This is a genomic window from Microbulbifer bruguierae, from assembly GCF_029869925.1.
Classification (GTDB): Bacteria; Pseudomonadota; Gammaproteobacteria; order Pseudomonadales; family Cellvibrionaceae; genus Microbulbifer; species Microbulbifer bruguierae.
Genome location: NZ_CP118605.1, coordinates 640,976 through 658,548 on the forward strand (window position 1 = coordinate 640,976; position 17,573 = coordinate 658,548).

The window sequence follows — 17,573 nt, forward strand, 5'->3', positions numbered from 1 at the left end:
ATTTCTATAGGAGAAGCTGCTTCTGTGGAAGTGCTTCAGTCACCCATCTGGATCTAGGCATTTGGAAATGCTGCACTCTCAGGTGTAGCACCTCGCCCGTTGCACTCTGTGCACCAGAAAATCATCAGTACCTGCCGCCGTCCTAATTTAATTACAGAATCTTGGCCTCGAGGGCCACCCCTTAAATGGCTCGGCACCAGGGCACTTCGTGACAGCGATTGCTGTTAGAGGCCCTTATCGCGATATTCAGAGTAGTTGGCTCTTTGTCCTACCCCATTTTGATCTGCGACAAGGGCGCAAATCATGCGAAAGCGCGTTTCACGTCGAAAACCGTATTCTGTTTCAACATGTGATATACCGCCCTCGCTAGTTTGTTGGCTACCGACTTTTTGGCGACCAATATATGGGTCTTGGACGCTTTGCGCTGGTAGTACTTCTTAATTTCTGGGCTCCAGATTGCGCTGAGGTGGGCAGCTTCCATGAAGGCCCAGGCAAGCCAAGGGTTACCGTTCTTTCTATTGCCGGAGCCTTTGGTTTTGCCGTTGCTAATCTTCCTGCTGGGTACGCAACGAACATACGACGAGTAATTCCTTACATCAGAGAATCGGTCCATACTGCCGGACTCCAGCGCGATCATTTGAGACAGTATCTGGCCAACCCCAGGTATGCTTTGTAATAATTTGTTTTCCTTGGTTTTGACGCAGTATCCGGAAACTCGCTGTTCCAGTAGTTTGACTGATTTATTTATCGCTTCGATTTGCATCAAATTAATCATGGCCGAGTCTCTGACGACCTGCTCAGCCATCAGGTCTTCAATGCCTTTGTGGTCCAGTCTTTTCATTTGATTGGCACTCAATTGCGTCCCGGTATGACGGGCGATCATTCCCTGAAGATTCAGATTAAGCATGGTGCGCTGTTTGATCAGTAGTGAACGCTTTCTCAGTAAGTCCCTGATGTGCCGCTGCTCCCTGGGCATGATATGGCCTGCGGGCAATATATCTAACCTGAGAAGGTTTGCCAGAAAGCGAGCATCGGATTTATCGTCTGTGTGTTTGATTCCACTGTATTGCTGAATTGCCGCGGTATTAGCCAGTTTCACATGGAATCCCGCATCTTCTAAGCCATCAACGAGCCAATACCAGTTGTAGGTTGACTCGACTACAACTGCCTGAATATCTTCTGAGAACGGAGATAACTGCCCAAGAATCACAGATATATCATTTGGACATTTTCTGCTCAGAACGAGTTTGTCCTGTTCATCAATAACCACAACTACAGAATTATTGGAGTGTAAATCGATTCCGCAATATAGTTTCATCGTTCGGCTCCCCTGTGAGTGATAGATCAAGTGTGGAAACTCGATGTTGGCACTTACGGAGGGAGCCGGCTAGATGATTATCAGATCAACTTTTTGACACTAAATAGCTCAAATGGAAGTAACGCCATAATGTTGATCTGACCCCATTTATTATGGTATGGCCATAGACTAATGGATGGAAAACTCAGTGGGTGCTAATGGGTGACCCAATTATTCACCATGTCGGCCCCAAAGGCCAAGCGGGACAGCCTCCCTGCTTTGATAACGATACTCTCTTCTTCATCTAAATACCTGGATAGTTTGGCAAACCCAACACGATCACGCGTCCTAAATACATACTCCATTTTGGAATAAAGATCTTGCCAGCTTTCTTTATGAAAACGGATGAATCCATCTCTTTGTCTAAACCAGCTTACGTATTCTTCAACATTACCCTTTTCGAAGTTCATTCGAATTTCGATAGGTCTTGGCTCCGAACAAAAATAGGTTTTAGAAGCCAAGCGATCAAAACAAACTGAATGCTCATTATCATCAGGAAGCTTTCCGATTTCAGTTGGCGCAACCCAAATGGAGTTTTTAGAAATAGATGAACCAAAATAACTATCATGTAGCTCACTATTTTTGTGGAATTTTGGAGCTACATAAAAAACTGGGTTTCCATACGACTCTAGCTGAAGCAGCAAGTCATGCTGTACAGAATGTCTCCGCGCGTGAAGATGGAATCGATAATAGGGACCACCAAACGCGGCGTGATACTTAGAATTTGAGCGACCCAGAAAGTCAGATCTCTTAAATTGCAGAAAAAACGGTAATCCTTTTATTCCTAGCTTAGCATCGTAACCACCACCCGTTCGCCCTTCTTCCAAAAGAGAAGGAAAAACTGGAACAGCGCTGAAACCGTAATCTCTGGACAACTCCTCTACCAAGGTATATCCATAAGTAAATTCTGAAAACTGTGGTTTCATTCCTTGCCCCGAAAGTTAACAGCCTAATATTCAGGTTCTGCTATATTTTCAGCCCCTGCTATATCTGCATCCAATAATGTTTAATTGAATTAAACTTTAACCATCAACCAACCACGCAGCTTAAAGTGACTTTTCAAGAAAATCATAAAGCACGACATCTTTACAGGTTTGGATAAAGCTAATTTTGACACCATGTGATTTCCACTTTAAGTCAATTGCTTAGGTCCCCTACGAAGGTATAAACCTCAAATAAGTCCGAACTAAAAAAATAAACAAATGGAACTTAAAATAAATGGAGGCAGATCAACATTTCGGCAACACATAACACAATCACATTAATACCAAAAAGCTGATCTGACCTTATTTGTCGTTTGACTCACAAGGCCGATAAGATTAATTCCCAGCCATTCGGGTTGCTACTGCTGCAATCTCTTCTTCCGTGAGTCGATCAAGAACCCACCCCTTTGCAAATTTTGCCGTCTCTGATTTAGGCAATTGTCGCTCAGCGAGATCTCGAATTCGAACTCGAGCAGGAATCGCAGCACCCTCGCCAACAAATATCGCTTCTTGCTGAGCGAGATTCGGTAGAGCTCTCGTCATTCCCGATAGACCATCCGGAAGGAAACGAGAAACATGCTGCTGATCTGCTGCATTTGTAAGCCTTAAAACGAGCCAAGTACCGCATTGAGAAATTACGGTACTTTCAACATCTGCTGGTCGCTGGCTCACGAGCATCAGACCTATGCCATACTTTCGCCCCTCCCGAGCGATACGGCGAATAGCGGTTTGTGCTGCCGCATACTCAGCTTCGCCCCTGTCGGGGACATACCGGTGGGCTTCCTCACAAACCAAGACGACTGGATCACGCTTCCTCTCGTCACTGGTCTGGTAAACCTTATACTGGAATAACAGGCGGGCAAGCATAGCAGTAAGAGGTCCTGCCACTTCATTCGGAAGACCAGAAATATCCAGAATCCGGATGTCCTGATCAACGCCTCCTTCACCTTGGATCTGCCCAACCAACTGGGCAATAATATGCTCTAGCAATGGAGAGTCAGCGCTCCATTCCTGCATCATAAACTGAATTCTCGGATCGCGACGGAGCATCGATAATTTGTCTAAGATCGATTTGAAGTCCTTCGTGAAATCACCAGGCGGAACTCTTTCTGTATTCTGAGCCCCTCTTTTCAGTCGTGCCGCTTGAAGAAACTCAATATGATTCTTGACTTCCTCCAAACTAAAACAACGAGGCTTATCTCTATCAAATTCAATCAACTGCTCCATGCTAATGCCAGCTTTCGGACGCAAGGCATCAGGATCACCGCCATCTGCTGGAATAGGTACATCGTAGGTAGTGGGAGCTGGATCAACCAAACCGGTTGCCACCATACGCGCGTGAGTCAACGCTTTATAGATTACGTTGTTTTGTGAAGTCGCCTCATGCTCAGTTTTGCCAATTACAAGTCGCCTGAACTCATCCGCTGACATTAGCCAATACGGTAAGCTTATCGGGGAACCAGTGGTTTCTTCATTTCCCAGCGGATCATAGGCTCGATATACGATTGCACGATCATTAAACGCATGGCCATACTCACCATGGGGATCAATGATAAGGAGCCGCGGATGACTCACTGCGCCCGGCTCTGGGGCATGCTCCAGCATACTATGAAGCAAAGCGGCAACTGCACCAGACTTTCCAGATCCAGTCGATCCGAGCACGGCACAATGCATGCCAAGCATCTTATCTACGTTTGCGCGACAAACAGTATTGTCGGCTCCGACGTAATGAGCAAAAGGAACGAGCGGAGAATATTCTCCCTGCGTCTGCTGCCCTTCGGCAGCCGAATAAATCTGCGTGGTCTCCTCACGAGTGAGCAAATGCACACTCTGGCGGGGCAACGGATAGGTCGTAACACCTCGGACGAACCGTAACTCTTGGCCTGCAGAATTCCAGACCCCCTCGGCAAATAGCTCTACCTCCATCAGCCGCTGATCAGCATCAGGCGGAATGGGCTTCGTGATCTCATGCAATTCCTCGGACCGCATACGCAACAAGGTCACAAATCCGAAAACCAAACGCCTACCAAAGTGGACTTTAACGATACTCCCGATCTGTCCTATGGGATAGACTCGTCCTTCGTAGGTTCGAGTGAGTTCAGTGACATCCCCCGATAATTCCACTCGGATCGAAGTACCAGAAACTTCGACAATATGACCGATCTTCAAGTCTGGAATAAGGTCAAACGTATTCATCGCACGCTGGCCTCCGCACCGCTATTTAACAATTTGGTAACTCCAGAAAAGGTCCACCAATCTCGATTTCTATCGGCAGTCGGGGGGGAATAAGGGCCGCCTGCCCCGACAAACAACCCATCTTCACTAATCACATAAACACGTTTTCCCCAGGCTCCCATCCTCCATTTTTCAAGCGTAGGATTAAGCTTCTGAGCGAAGGCAAGTAGCGTAGTTTTGTTCTCCGGTCGCTGAAGTGCTAGCTCTATCTCTTGATTAATATGTTCATCGCCAAAACTATAGCCACAAGTTGCAAGAATATTTTCCTCATGTGAACCAATGGCCCGGCGGAATAGATCGAATTGAGCAGCGAATGGGTCACGTTGAGTCGCTAAATATTTGGTCGATTGTGGATATATAAGAACTCGCGAAGCTTTCTTCGGATAAATGTCACCGTCGCGGACTCTCCAGACACGCCCATCTTCTCCCAAGTGCCAGTCAATCGACCCGTGAAGTTTGATTACATGAGCACGATCTCTTAGGTTTGGCTCTTCATCGCCATACCTATGATTTCGATACGCAACTGCGCCGCCTGCAAATCCGTCCCAGTATGAGAAGCCGCCTAAAGCAAGCGCATCCTCAAGGAGCGTGTCATAGTTGGTGGTAAAAAGCCGGACAGCTCTCCGGCGTTCTGCTACTCCAGCTTGGCTTCGATTGAATAGAGATGAGACGAATGCTGCATGGTGGTCGATGATAACGATTCGATTTTCTAGCGATCCGATTTTTTCCGGATCACCGCCTGCCTTAGCTGGCACGTATCCCCATCGGATCGTCTCGGCAATCCACCTCAGAATTCTTTGGTGCAGGTTATCGAGATCTTCTACAGAGAGAATCACCTCGTCGAATCTGACCACTCTGTCCTTGGATCGATCGGCAATCGCACGATGATCCCCTAGCTGGCTCAAAATGTGTTCGATATGTGAATCTTCAGAAAGCTGTTTTTTTACGAATTCGAGAACCTGTATATCACTCGGCTCCCCCTCATCCTGTGCCTTACTGAATACTCGTTCAGTTAGCGGCCACATCAGGGGAATACCTGCATCAAGACTGATCCCCGCTCCGAATAGCCACGATTGATTACTTGCGGCTAAGAGATTATCGAGTTGGGTCAGAGTATCTCTTGTTACTGAGTCCATTGAGCTTTGGGTTCCCTCTGCGTTAAGGCCGATCGGTTTGCTAAACAGACAAGGCTGAATAATTTGCTTCTTGTTAATACTGCGATCAATTGTCCATCAGCAGACCAAAACAACCTATTTAATCAATCAGTTGCGATGACTGAGATTACTTTCCAAAAAATATGGCGCAGCATTTTTATACATATGGATATAGCTGCGCCCGATACTATGCGAATCCCCTTTTAAGTCAATGGATTTGCATATCTGCGGAGAATTTAGCATTTTAGATACCACCCTTCCCCATGAGCACCCGTTGAACCACGCTCAAATATTAAGCAAGAATCGTAGGCAAAAAAAAGCGAGCCTCATTTGAGGCTCGCTTTTAAATTTCCGAAGTCAGCTTAGACAGTTATCACTGCCATTAGTGGCTTCTACTGCAAGGTGAACTAGAAACAATCACCAGGCACCCGTACCCAGCCTTCCATCAGAATGCGCGCACTGCGGCTCATAATGGCCTTGGTAGCCGTCCACTGCCCGTTGACGATTTCCGCTTCCGCGCCAACCCGCAAGGTGCCGGACGGATGGCCGAAGTTCACCACGCTGCGCTCCCCGCCCCCTGCGGCCAGATTGACCAGAGTGCCGGGAATGGCGGCGGCGGTGCCGATGGCAACCGCGGCGGTGCCCATCATGGCGTGGTGCAGTTTGCCCATGGAGAGCGCGCGCACCAGCAGGTCGATTTCACCCGCACCCACTTGCTTGCCGCTGGAGGCGGCATAGCCCTTGGGTGCCGCGACGAACGCGACCTTGGGGGTATGCTGGCGGGCGGCTGCCTCTTCCACCTTTGCGATCAGCCCCATCTTTACCGCGCCGTGGGCGCGGATGGTTTCGAACATGGCCAGGGCCTTGTCGTCACCGTTGATGGCTTCCTGCAGTTCGGTACCGGTGTAACCGATATCCGCGGCGTTGACGAAGATGGTCGGGATGCCGGCGTTGATCATGGTGGCTTTCAGGGTGCCGACGCCGGGCACTTCCAAGTCGTCCACCAGGTTGCCGGTGGGGAACATGGCCCCTTCCCCATCCGCCGGGTCCATGAATTCGATCTGCACTTCGGCCGCCGGGAAGGTGACGCCGTCCAGTTCGAAGTCACCGGTCTCCTGTACTTCCCCATTGGTGATGGGTACGTGGGCGATGATGGTTTTTTTGATGTTGGCCTGCCAGATGCGCACGGTGCAGATGCCGTCCGCTGGCACGCGCGCGGCATCGACGAAACCGCTGTTGATGGCGAAGGCACCGACGGCGGCGGTGAGGTTGCCGCAGTTGCCGGACCAGTCCACGAACGGCTTGTCGATGGAGACCTGGCCGAACAGGTAATCCACGTCGTGTTCCGGCTGCTCGCTCTTCGACAGGATGACGGTTTTGCTGGTGCTGGAGGTGGCTCCACCCATGCCGTCGGTCTGCTTGCCGTAGGGATCGGGGCTGCCGATCACCCGCAGCAGGAAGTTGTCGCGCGCGGCGCCCGGAACCTGTGCAGATTGCGGGAGGTCGTGCAGGCGGAAGAAGACGCCTTTACTGGTGCCGCCGCGCATGTAGGTGGCGGGGACTTTGATCTGGGGTGCGAAGGTCATTTAAGAGTCTCGCGAGAATGTTTTTTTGGTTGTAGGAGCCTGCTTGCAGGCGAACGGTTCGGAGGGTTGAACTGTTCGCCTGCAAGCAGGCTCCTACAGAGAGGTGCTTATCAGGCTTGGGCTTCGGCTTCGAGGAAGTCCTTGGCGAAGCGCTGCAGTACACCGCCGGCCTCGTAGATGGAAACTTCTTCTGCGGTATCCAGGCGGCATTTCACTGGCACGTCTACGGTCTCACCGTTTTTGCGGTGAATCAGCAGGGTCAGGGTTGCGCCCGGGGTGCGCTCGCCGACCACGTCATAGGTTTCGGTACCGTCGATGCCGAGAGTCGTGCGGGTGATGCCCGGCAGGAATTCCAGCGGCACCACGCCCATACCGATCAGGTTGGTGCGGTGAATGCGCTCGAAGCCTTCCGCCACGATCGCTTCCACACCGGCAAGGCGCACGCCTTTGGCGGCCCAGTCGCGCGACGAACCCTGGCCGTAGTCGGCGCCGGCGATGATGATCAGCGGCTGCTTGCGGTCCATGTAGGTTTCGATGGCTTCCCACATGCGGGTGACCTGGCCTTCCGGCTCGACGCGGGCCAGCGAGCCCTGCTTCACTTCACCATTTTCGTTGCGCACCATTTCGTTCAACAGTTTCGGGTTGGCGAAGGTGGCGCGCTGGGCGGTCAGGTGATCGCCGCGGTGGGTGGCGTAGGAGTTGAAGTCCTCTTCCGGCAGGCCCATTTTCGCCAGGTATTCACCGGCGGCACTGCTGGCCAGGATTGCGTTGGACGGCGACAGGTGGTCGGTGGTGATGTTGTCACCCAGCACTGCCAGCGGGCGCATACCCTTCAGCGCGCGCTCACCGGCGAGCGCGCCTTCCCAGTACGGCGGGCGGCGGATGTAGGTGCTCTGCGGGCGCCAGTTGTACAGCGGGTCGCCCTTCTCGGATTCGGCCTTGGCCAAATCGAACATCGGGATGTAGACCTCGCGGAACTGCTCGGGCTTCACGCTCTGTTTGACGATCGCGTCGATCTCTTCGTCGCTCGGCCAGATATCTTTCAGGGTGACCGGGTTGCCGTCTTTGTCGTAACCCAGGGTGTCTTTCTCGATATCGAAGCGGATGGTGCCGGCGATGGCGTAGGCAACCACAAGCGGCGGCGAAGCCAGGAACGCCTGCTTGGCGTAGGGGTGGATACGGCCGTCGAAGTTGCGGTTGCCGGACAGTACGGCGGTGGCGTACAGGTCGCGGTCGATCACTTCTTTCTGGATGACCGGGTCCAGCGCGCCACTCATGCCGTTACAGGTGGTGCAGGCGAACGCGACCACGTCGAAGCCCAGTTGCTGCAGTTCCGGCAGCAGGTCGGCTTCTTCCAGGTACATTTTTACGGTTTTGGAACCCGGAGCCAGGGAGGTTTTCACCCAGGGCTTGCGGGTCAGGCCGAGCTTGTTGGCGTTGCGTGCAATCAGGCCCGCGGCAATCATGTTGCGCGGGTTGCTGGTGTTGGTGCAGCTGGTGATCGCGGCAATGATCACCGCGCCGTCGGGCATCAGGCCCTCTTCTTCCTTCCATTCTTTCGCAATACCGCGGTTCGCCAGTTCGGATACCGGCAGCAGTGCGTGCGGGTTGGACGGGCCGGCCAGGTTGCGGGTGACGGAAGACAGGTCGAACTTGAGCACGCGCTCGTATTCGGCGTCTTTCAAAGAATCCGCCCACAGGCCGGTTTCTTTCGCGAATTTTTCTACCAGCGCTACCTGATCGTCGTCGCGGCCGGTGAGCTTCAGGTAGTCGATGGTCTGCTCGTCGATGGCGAACATGCCGGCAGTGGCGCCGTATTCGGGTGTCATGTTGGCGATGGTGGCGCGGTCGCCCAGGCTCAGGCTGGAGGCGCCTTCGCCGTAGAATTCGAGATACGCACCCACTACTCGCTCGCGGCGCAGGAATTCGGTCAGCGCCAGTACCATGTCGGTACCGGTGATGCCGGGCTGCAGTTTGCCGGTCAGCTCGACGCCGACGATGTTGGGCAGGCGCATGTAGGAGGCGCGGCCGAGCATGACGCTTTCGGCCTCTAAACCGCCCACGCCCACGGAGATTACGCCGAGCGCATCCACCATCGGGGTGTGGCTGTCGGTGCCGACGCAGGTATCCGGGAAGGCCACACCATTTTTCACCTGCACCACCGGAGACATTTTCTCCAGGTTAATCTGGTGCATGATGCCGTTACCGGGCGGAATTACGTCGACGTTTTCAAACGCGGTTTTGGTCCAGTTGATGAAGTGGAAGCGGTCTTCGTTGCGGCGCTCTTCCACTTCGCGATTTTTTTCAAACGCGTTTTTTTCAAAACCGGGGTGTTCGACGGCCAGGGAGTGGTCGACGATCAGCTGGGTGGGCACGACCGGGTTTACTTTGGCGGGGTCACCGCCCTTTTCGGCGATGGCGTCGCGCAGGCCGGCGAGGTCCACCAGTGCGGTCTGGCCGAGAATATCGTGGCAGACGACGCGCGCGGGGAACCAGGGGAAGTCGAGGTCGCGTTTGCGTTCGATCAGCTGTTTGAGGGCGTCGGTGAGCATTTCTGGCTCGCAACGGCGCACGAGGTTTTCTGCCAGGATACGGGAGGTATACGGTAGTTTTTCATAGCTGCCCGGCTGGATGTTTTCGACGGCCTCGCGGGTGTCGAAATAATCTAAGTCTGTGCCGGGGAGTTTTTTGCGGTATTCGGTGTTCATTTATTTCACCAAAGGGAATCTTGGCTTTGAGTGTTTGCCGAACTGGAGCTCGGCGTTGCCGGCGAGGGATTACCTTGTAGGAGCCTGCTTGCAGGCGAACAGTCCGGTGCTCCGTTGCTGTTCGCCTGCAAGCAGGCTCCTACAGGCGGCTCCCGATTAGCGCTCGGCGATCGGGGTTACCTTGCGCAGTTCTGGACCGGTGTATTCCGCGCTTGGGCGGATGATGCGGTTGTCGGCGCGCTGTTCAAATACGTGGGCGGCCCAGCCGGTTACGCGGGACATGACGAAGATCGGCGTAAACAGCTTGGTGGGAATGCCCATGAAGTGGTACGCGGAGGCGTGGAAGAAGTCGGCGTTACAGAACAGCTTCTTCTCGCGCCACATGACTTCTTCGCAGCGTACGGATACCGGGTACAGCACGTCGTCGCCAACGTCGGCAGCCAGTTTCTCGGACCACTGTTTGATGATGGCGTTGCGCGGGTCGGATTCGGTGTAGACCGCGTGGCCGAAGCCCATGATCTTTTCCTTGCGCTCCAGCATGCCCATCAGTTCTTTTTCTGCTTCGTCGGCAGAGGAGAACTTCTCGATCAGTTCCATGGCTGCTTCGTTGGCGCCGCCGTGCAGCGGGCCGCGCAGGGAGCCGATAGCGCCTGTGATGCAGCTGAACAGGTCAGACAGGGTGGAGGCACATACGCGCGCGGTGAAGGTGGAGGCGTTGAACTCGTGCTCTGCGTACAGGATCAGGGAGACGTTCATTACCTGTGCGTGCAGGTCGTTCGGCTTCTCGTCGCGCAGCATGTGCAGGAAGTGGCCGCCGATGGAGTCGTCATCGGTTTCGGTTTCGATGCGCACGCCGTCGTGCGTGAAGCGGTACCAGTAACAGATGATGGACGGGAACGCGGCCAGCAGGCGGTTGGCGCGGTCCTGTTGCTGGTCGAAGGACTCTTCGCCTTCGAGGTTGCCCAGCATGGAGCAGCCGGTGCGCATGACGTCCATCGGGTGTGCGCCGGCGGGGATGCGCTCGAGCACTTCGCGCAGCGCCACGGGCAGGCCGCGCATGGTTTTGAGGATGCCTTTGTAGTCCGCCAGCTGGGCTGCGGTGGGCAGTTCGCCGTTGAAAATCAGGTAGGCGACTTCTTCGAACTCGCAGTTTTCTGCCAGGTCTTTTACGTCGTAGCCGCAGTAGGTCAGGCCGGAGCCGGATACGCCCACGGTGGAAAGTGCGGTTTTACCAGCTACCTGGCCACGCAGGCCTGCTCCGCCAACTTTTTTCTCTGCCATCTCTAATTCCCCTTTATCGCTTTGTTGATGGTGGATGCGCTTTGCTTGTCCACCCTACGGGTTTGGATTCGGTGGTTTTGTAGGAGCCTGCCTTGCAGGCGAACGGTCCGGAGTGCGGTTCGGTTCGCCTGCAGGGCAGGCTCCTACAGGGTGATTGCTCTATTTTTTGAACAAGGCATCGAGCTTGTCTTCAAACTCGTGGTAGTTCAGGTAGTCGTACAGTTCGGCGCGGGTCTGCATGGTGTCTACCACGGCCTGCTGGTCGCCATTGGCCAAGATGCTGGTGTAGACGTTTTCCGCGGCTTTGTTCATGGCACGGAAGGCAGACAGCGGGTACAGCACCATGTCAGCACCGGATTCCGCGAGTTCTGCCTTGTTGTACAGTTTTGTCTGGCCGAACTCGGTGATGTTGGCCAGGATCGGTACATTCAGTGCGTCTTTGAACGCGCGGTAGTGTTCCAGCTCGGTCACGGCTTCGGCGAAGATGCCGTCGGCACCGGCTTCGATGCACGCCTGGGCGCGCTCGATGGCAGCTTCCAGACCTTCCTGTGCGAAGGCGTCGGTGCGGGCCATGATGAAGAAGTCATCGTCGGTGCGCGCGTCTACCGCAGCCTTGATGCGGTCGACCATTTCGTCTTTGGAAACGATCTCTTTGTTCGGGCGGTGGCCGCAGCGCTTCTGCGCTACCTGGTCTTCGATGTGCACGGCGGCGGCGCCAGCGCGGATCATCTCTTTAATAGTACGGGCGATATTGAACGCACCCCCCCAGCCGGTATCGATGTCCACCAGCAGCGGCAGGCTGGTGGCGGCGGTAATGCGGCGCACGTCTTCCAGCACGTTATCCAGGCTGGTCATGCCCAGATCCGGCAGACCGTAGGAGGCATTGGCAACGCCCGCACCGGAGAGGTAGATCGCCTGGTGGCCGATGCGCTCGGCCATGATGGCGGTGTAGGCGTTGATGGTGCCCACTACCTGCAGCGGCTGGTTTTCTTTCAGAGCCAGGCGAAAGCGTGCGCCGGCGGATTCTGGTCTGCTCATAAGCTGTCTTCTCTCGTTAATTCTGTCGGGAAAGTTTGTTTTCGATATTGCTGCGCGACGCGCGGATATGGCGGCGCATCAGGATTTCTGCCAGTTCTCCATCGCCCGCTTCGATGGCGTCGATGATGTGGCTGTGCTCACGAAAGGCACGATGCGCGCGCGGGCTCGCCATACCCAGCTGGTAGCGGTACATGCGCACGCGGTAATAGAGTTTGTTGCAGAGGGTGTCGATCAGCAGGTCGTTATTGGAGGCCTGCACGATGCGGAAGTGGAAATCGAAGTCCCCTTCCGGCTGGAAGTAGGCGGTGCCTTTTTGCAGTTCTTCCTGCTGTTCGTGTCGCGACAGCATCTGGCGCAACTCCACAAGATCTTCCTCGGAGCGGTTCTGCGCGGCCAAACGGCAGGCCATGCCTTCGAGCGCTTCGCGCACGTCGTAGAGTTCCAGCAGGCCGCGCTCGCTGAGCTCGACCACACGCGCGCCAACGTTTACCCGCCGCTCCAACAGACCGAGGGATTCGAGGCGCATCAGGGCTTCGCGCAAACTGCCACGGCTGGCGTCAAAACGGCGGGCCAGTTCCGGCTCGCTGATCTTGCTGCCGGCAGGCATGTTCCCTTCAACAATTTCCTTGCGCAGGGAAAAGAACAGGCGATCGGCCAGGCTCTGGGAGCCACGGGCACTTTTGGGCGTCTCGGTCGCTGTATCCGCTTCCACAGTAGTCGGGTCCAAATTCATCAGCTCCGGTGTCAAATCGGGATTGTCGACACATTTAAGGTGTACGAAGCTTAATGAGCCACTTTTCCAGCGTCAACCGCAATTTTTGTCAACACATTGACATTTTGCGACCGACTGGAAGGTCATATATCAGTATTTGAAACGGTTTACGGCGTCGAATGGACGGGTGCACAAGCCCACAATGGGACGCTACAGCGGACTCCTGTGAGGCTGTCGACAGGAATAGTAGTCTTGAAATAGCGATATGGGCATAATAGCGCCGGCACCATCGACGTGACCCGCCGCACGAAAGACTGCTCCACCACCTTATCCTTAACCGGGTCTCGCCGGGGAAACAGAGCAGTACTTTGCCGGTGGCACAGCTTCGAAACACTGTTTCGAAAACAGCAAGTCGCGAATACAGCAACGCCGCGAATAGAGCAAAGCCGAGAGTATCGAGCAGAATTGAATCATGCCTAAAAGTGTTATCAGGCGCTGGCTGCCAACTCCCGAACAGGTCCGAGCCAATAGTGGCCTCAAGATACTCGGTACGCTGCTGCACGACCCAAACCTGTTCCACCTGAATCGTCACTCGGTTTCCGTGGCGTTTGCGGTGGGAATCTTCACCAGTTTCCTTCCCCTGCCCGGCCAGATGCTGATTGCAGCGCTGCTGGCACTCTGGTTTCGCTGCAACCTGCCACTCTCCATGGCACTGGTCTGGATCAGTAACCCGGTCACCATGCCGGCCATTTTTTACAGCACGTACAAACTCGGCGCCTGGTTGCTCGGCACCCCACACACGGATTTCAGGATCGAATTGTCGTGGGAATGGTTGACGGAAGAAGTGGGAAAAATCTGGCTGCCGCTGTTTTCCGGCTCGCTGATCTGCGGAATATTTTTCGCCACTGCGGCGTATTTCTCGATGCAGGCGGTGTGGCGATGGCATGTGATAAAGCGCTGGAAAGCCCGCCTGGAGCAGCGCAAGACGTAACCTGATCAGGGCAGATTAATCTGTCTCTTGCGGAGGGCAGGCCTAACCCTGCCCATCTCCGACACTCCCCTAACCGATCTACCGCGCCATCCCGGACTTGCTCCGGCATGACGGGATGGTTTAGTAGTCTTGGCGCAGAGCGGCCGCAGGCTGTACGCGACTGGCCTGTAGTGCGGGATAAAGGGTGGCGATAAGGCTTAGCAGAAATCCTGCCCCCATCACCAGCGCAACATCACCCCACTCCAGCTGTGACGGCAGATAGTCCACCGGATAGACATCCGACTTCAGGAACTGGATTCCAAACAGGGATTCGAGCCCGGACACCAGGTCGGTCACCACCAGGGATCCAATCACGCCCAGCAGGCCACCCAGCAATACGCCGACCAGCCCCACCAATGCCCCCTGACTGACAAAGGTCAGCAGAATTTCCCGGGTGCTGGCGCCCATGGTGCGGAGAATGGCGATATCGCCATGCTTGTCGATCACCACCATCACCAGGGTGGAAACCACATTGAAGGCGGCGATGGCGATAATCAGGAAAACCAGTAGCCCCACCAGATTACGGGACATCTGAATGGCCTGGTAGAGATTGCCGTGGGTTCCGGTCCAGTCATTGCCATAAAAGCCCTCTACCGGAAGCTGGCGCAGCAGCTGCTGAAACACCACAAAGGACTTCAGCATATTCTCAACCCGCATCTGCACACCGGCACCACCGGCGCCTCCGGACAGCGCTTTCGCCTGCTGCCAGTCCACAAGGGCGAGGGAGTGATCCAGCGCGGTGCCGGAGTGGAAAATATCCACGACCTTGAACCCTGCCAGCTGCGCGGCCGCGCGACCGCCGGTTTCCGAGTCACCGCTCTGTGGCACGATCACCGAAAGCTGCTCTCCCACCGCGATATCCAGCTTGTCGGCAATACCTTTGCCGAGAATGATACCGGGCTCGGCGGCGTCGCTGGTGAGCGCAGCAAAACTTCCGGGCTGCAGAAATTCCTGAATTGTCGACACATTGATGATGGTTTCGGGGTTTATGCCCTGTACCAGCAACGGGCTTACGTCGAGACCGTTTTTCGCCAGGCCGTTGACCTGCCACACTTCCGCGGCGGCGGTGACCCCGGGCATGGCTGCCACTTCACCTCTTATTGCCGTCCAGTCGATATCCGGGCTGGCGTTATACACGGTGGCGTGGGGCATGATGCCGAGGATTCGCTCGCGTAACTCGCGGTCGAAACCGTTCATCACCGACATCACCACGATCATCAGGGCGACCCCGAGAATCAGGCCAATGGTGGACAGGCCGGAAATAAACGACACCAGCCCGGCGGAATCCTGCCCGCTGCGCTGCGCGCCGGCGTAACGCAGGCCGATATAGGCGGGAAGCGGTCTAAACATTCTTCACCTCAAACACTCCCCTTAAACACCATCGCCCTGCTGCCAGCCTTGCACCAGCTGCCCGTCTTCCAGGTGCAGACAGCGGTCGAGGGCACCGGCGAGATCGGGATCGTGCGTAACAATGACAAAACTGATACCGGTTTCCTGATTCAGGCGATCCATCAGCTTGTGGATCTCCTTCGCCGTCGCGCGGTCCAGGTTGCCGGTGGGTTCGTCCATCAGTACACACGCCGGGCGCGCAACCAGTGCCCGCGCGATGGCCACGCGCTGGCGTTCGCCACCGGACAGCTGCGCCGGTTTGTGTTCCAGACGCTGACCGAGGCCGACGGCCTCGAGCATTTCCCGGGCCTGGGCACGGGCATCGCTCACTGACTGCTTGCCGATCAGCAGCGGCATGGCAACATTTTCCAGTGCGGTGAATTCATTCAAAAGGTGATGAAACTGATAAACAAAACCGAGACTGGAATTGCGCAGCCAGCCCCGCTCGTTGGCATTGAGGGTGGCGAGATTCTGGCCGGCCACCCATACCTCGCCGGTGGTTGGCGTATCCAGGCCACCCAACAGGTTCAGCAGCGTGGACTTGCCGGAACCAGAGGCACCGACGATCGCCAGGCGCTCGCCTTTCGGCACCTGCAGTTCGACGCCGCGCAATACCTCCAGCTCGTTATTGCCCTGCTTGTAGAGTTTGCGCAGCTGGTGACAGGCCAGCACGATTTCTGCGGACGGCGGCGAGAGCGCCTCTTCCGGTTTGATTTCCACTTGGCTGTTCATCTGGTTCGTCTGTTCACATTTGATTTTGTGTAGGAGCCTGCTTGCAGGCGAAAACCTCAGAGGCTTTAAGATTCGCCTGCAAGCAGGCTCCTACACGATATTGGGTTATTCGTAACGCAGTGCTTCTGCCGGTGCGATTTGGGCCGCGCGCCAGGCCGGAAACAGTGTGGCCAGCAGGCTCATGATCACCGCGGCACTCAATACCATCACGGCATCGCCGGTGCGAAATTCGGACGGCAGGAAGCTGACAAAAAATACCCGCGGATCAAATATTTTCATCCCGACCACGTTTTCAACCCAGGAGACGAGATCGGTAAGATTCAGTGCAATCAGGGTTCCCAGCAGGCCGCCAATCAGCGCGCCGATAATGCCGATGGCACTGCCCTGCACTACAAACACCGCCATGATCTGTCGCGAGGTCAGGCCGAGGGTGCGCAGCACCGCGATATCCGAGCGCTTGTCAGCAACCATCAGTACCAGCGCCGAAACAATATTGAACGCGGCCACGGCGACGATAATCATCAGCATCAGGGTGACAACGGTCTTTTCCATTTTCACCGCCTGGAACAGGCTGCCCTGGGAGTGACTCCAGTCTTCACCGCTGAATCCCTCGCCGAGGGCGGTGGCGTAGCCCTCTACTCTTCCCAGCGCGTTGTTCATATCGTCAAATTTGAGCTGCAGTCCCTGTACCCGGCCAGGCATACGCAACAGACGCGCGGCGTCGTCCAGGTGCATCAGTGCCATATTCTGGTCTACCTGCGCGCCCACGGAAAACACACCGGCCACGGTAAAACGTTTGGTTCGGGGGAATATACCAGCGGGGGTAATGACCACTTCTGGGAGGGTGAGAATAACGCTGTCGCCGGGAATGACACCCAGCTGACGGGCGAGAATACGGCCGAGGACGATGTGGTAGCTGCGCGGTTCGAGCGCATCCAGGCTGCCCATCAGCATATGCTCGCCGACGGCGGATACGTCCCGCAGCGCTTTCGGATCAACGCCCTGGAACTCGACCCCCTGGGACTGGTTGTTGGCGCCCAGCAGGGCAAAACCGCGCACAAACGGACTGGCGGCAACGACGTGGGGCTGCTGGTGCAACGTCTGCGCCGCTTGCGGCCAGTCTTCAAGCCCACCTTCCGAAACCACAAAGCCGTGGGGTACTACGGAAAGAATCCGGGTTTTCAGTTCACGGTCGAAGCCGTTCATGACTGAAGTCACCACAATCAGTGCCAGTACCCCCAGTGCCATACCCAGCAGGGAGAACCCGTTGATAAAGGAGATAAACTGCTGCCGACGGCGGGCGGCCACGTAGCGGAGGCCGATAAATAGGGGAACTGGTTTTATCATGTGGCTGATTTAAGCGGAAAA

General features: G+C 55.4%; 13 protein-coding genes. 1 reads left to right on the forward strand and 12 read right to left on the reverse strand.

The features are described 5' to 3' along the window. Positions 1-301: 301 nt before the first annotated feature. The 9 genes from PVT68_RS02760 to PVT68_RS02800 form a co-directional block, all read right to left on the reverse strand. Entirely contained in the window at positions 302-1,318 is a 1,017-nt protein-coding gene (locus tag PVT68_RS02760) for an IS110 family RNA-guided transposase (RefSeq protein WP_280321068.1), read from the reverse strand. 194 nt (positions 1,319-1,512) lie between these two features. After that, positions 1,513-2,283, reverse strand: a complete 771-nt coding sequence (locus PVT68_RS02765; protein ID WP_280321069.1) for a hypothetical protein — start codon at positions 2,281-2,283, stop codon at positions 1,513-1,515. A 393-nt stretch (positions 2,284-2,676) separates the two neighbouring features. Then, the gene (locus PVT68_RS02770) at positions 2,677-4,536 is read right to left on the reverse strand and encodes an ATP-binding protein (protein ID WP_280321070.1); all 1,860 of its coding nucleotides are present in this window, start codon (positions 4,534-4,536) and stop codon (positions 2,677-2,679) included. Next, complete coding sequence (locus tag PVT68_RS02775) at positions 4,533-5,711, reverse strand: SIR2 family protein (RefSeq protein WP_280321071.1); 1,179 nt, start codon at positions 5,709-5,711, stop codon at positions 4,533-4,535. Before PVT68_RS02775 ends, PVT68_RS02770 begins: the two co-directional genes overlap by 4 nt. A 425-nt stretch (positions 5,712-6,136) precedes the next feature. After that, positions 6,137-7,315: a 2-methylaconitate cis-trans isomerase PrpF gene (gene prpF, locus PVT68_RS02780; RefSeq protein WP_280321072.1), complete on the reverse strand. Its 1,179-nt coding sequence runs from the start codon at positions 7,313-7,315 to the stop codon at positions 6,137-6,139. A gap of 110 nt (positions 7,316-7,425) precedes the next feature. Beyond that, on the reverse strand, positions 7,426-10,023 hold the full coding sequence (gene acnD / locus PVT68_RS02785) for a Fe/S-dependent 2-methylisocitrate dehydratase AcnD (RefSeq protein WP_280321073.1): 2,598 nt from the start codon (positions 10,021-10,023) through the stop codon (positions 7,426-7,428). Between the two features lie 156 nt (positions 10,024-10,179). Continuing rightward, positions 10,180-11,304: a bifunctional 2-methylcitrate synthase/citrate synthase gene (gene prpC, locus PVT68_RS02790; RefSeq protein ID WP_280321074.1), complete on the reverse strand. Its 1,125-nt coding sequence runs from the start codon at positions 11,302-11,304 to the stop codon at positions 10,180-10,182. A 159-nt stretch (positions 11,305-11,463) separates the two neighbouring features. Beyond that, positions 11,464-12,342 (reverse strand): methylisocitrate lyase, encoded by an 879-nt coding sequence (gene prpB / locus PVT68_RS02795; RefSeq protein ID WP_280321075.1) that lies wholly within the window; start codon positions 12,340-12,342, stop codon positions 11,464-11,466. A 16-nt stretch (positions 12,343-12,358) separates the two neighbouring features. After that, complete coding sequence (locus PVT68_RS02800; RefSeq protein ID WP_280321076.1) at positions 12,359-13,069, reverse strand: GntR family transcriptional regulator; 711 nt, start codon at positions 13,067-13,069, stop codon at positions 12,359-12,361. A gap of 457 nt (positions 13,070-13,526) precedes the next feature. On the opposite strand from PVT68_RS02800, the gene PVT68_RS02805 reads away from it, so the two are divergent. Next, positions 13,527-14,045 (forward strand): DUF2062 domain-containing protein, encoded by a 519-nt coding sequence (locus PVT68_RS02805; RefSeq protein ID WP_280321077.1) that lies wholly within the window; start codon positions 13,527-13,529, stop codon positions 14,043-14,045. A 120-nt stretch (positions 14,046-14,165) separates the two neighbouring features. Here the strand turns inward: PVT68_RS02805 and PVT68_RS02810 are convergent, their stop codons facing one another. The 3 genes from PVT68_RS02810 to PVT68_RS02820 form a co-directional block, all read right to left on the reverse strand. After that, the gene (locus PVT68_RS02810) at positions 14,166-15,434 is read right to left on the reverse strand and encodes a lipoprotein-releasing ABC transporter permease subunit (protein ID WP_280321078.1); all 1,269 of its coding nucleotides are present in this window, start codon (positions 15,432-15,434) and stop codon (positions 14,166-14,168) included. 21 nt (positions 15,435-15,455) lie between these two features. After that, positions 15,456-16,205: a lipoprotein-releasing ABC transporter ATP-binding protein LolD gene (gene lolD, locus PVT68_RS02815; RefSeq protein WP_280321079.1), complete on the reverse strand. Its 750-nt coding sequence runs from the start codon at positions 16,203-16,205 to the stop codon at positions 15,456-15,458. Between the two features lie 105 nt (positions 16,206-16,310). Beyond that, positions 16,311-17,552 (reverse strand): lipoprotein-releasing ABC transporter permease subunit, encoded by a 1,242-nt coding sequence (locus PVT68_RS02820; protein ID WP_280321080.1) that lies wholly within the window; start codon positions 17,550-17,552, stop codon positions 16,311-16,313. Between the last annotated feature and the right edge of the window lie 21 nt (positions 17,553-17,573).

What these genes read in the sequence shown, in the direction of transcription:
- PVT68_RS02760 (WP_280321068.1), bottom strand. Translation starts at nt 1,318, where the DNA reads ATGAAACTATATTGCGGAATCGATTTACACTCCAATAATTCTGTAGTT.
- PVT68_RS02765 (WP_280321069.1), bottom strand. Translation starts at nt 2,283, where the DNA reads ATGAAACCACAGTTTTCAGAATTTACTTATGGATATACCTTGGTAGAG.
- PVT68_RS02770 (WP_280321070.1), bottom strand. Translation starts at nt 4,536, where the DNA reads ATGAATACGTTTGACCTTATTCCAGACTTGAAGATCGGTCATATTGTC.
- PVT68_RS02775 (WP_280321071.1), bottom strand. Translation starts at nt 5,711, where the DNA reads ATGGACTCAGTAACAAGAGATACTCTGACCCAACTCGATAATCTCTTA.
- prpF (WP_280321072.1), bottom strand. Translation starts at nt 7,315, where the DNA reads ATGACCTTCGCACCCCAGATCAAAGTCCCCGCCACCTACATGCGCGGC.
- acnD (WP_280321073.1), bottom strand. Translation starts at nt 10,023, where the DNA reads ATGAACACCGAATACCGCAAAAAACTCCCCGGCACAGACTTAGATTAT.
- prpC (WP_280321074.1), bottom strand. Translation starts at nt 11,304, where the DNA reads ATGGCAGAGAAAAAAGTTGGCGGAGCAGGCCTGCGTGGCCAGGTAGCT.
- prpB (WP_280321075.1), bottom strand. Translation starts at nt 12,342, where the DNA reads ATGAGCAGACCAGAATCCGCCGGCGCACGCTTTCGCCTGGCTCTGAAA.
- PVT68_RS02805 (WP_280321077.1), top strand. Translation starts at nt 13,527, where the DNA reads ATGCCTAAAAGTGTTATCAGGCGCTGGCTGCCAACTCCCGAACAGGTC.
- PVT68_RS02810 (WP_280321078.1), bottom strand. Translation starts at nt 15,434, where the DNA reads ATGTTTAGACCGCTTCCCGCCTATATCGGCCTGCGTTACGCCGGCGCG.
- lolD (WP_280321079.1), bottom strand. Translation starts at nt 16,205, where the DNA reads ATGAACAGCCAAGTGGAAATCAAACCGGAAGAGGCGCTCTCGCCGCCG.
- PVT68_RS02820 (WP_280321080.1), bottom strand. Translation starts at nt 17,552, where the DNA reads ATGATAAAACCAGTTCCCCTATTTATCGGCCTCCGCTACGTGGCCGCC.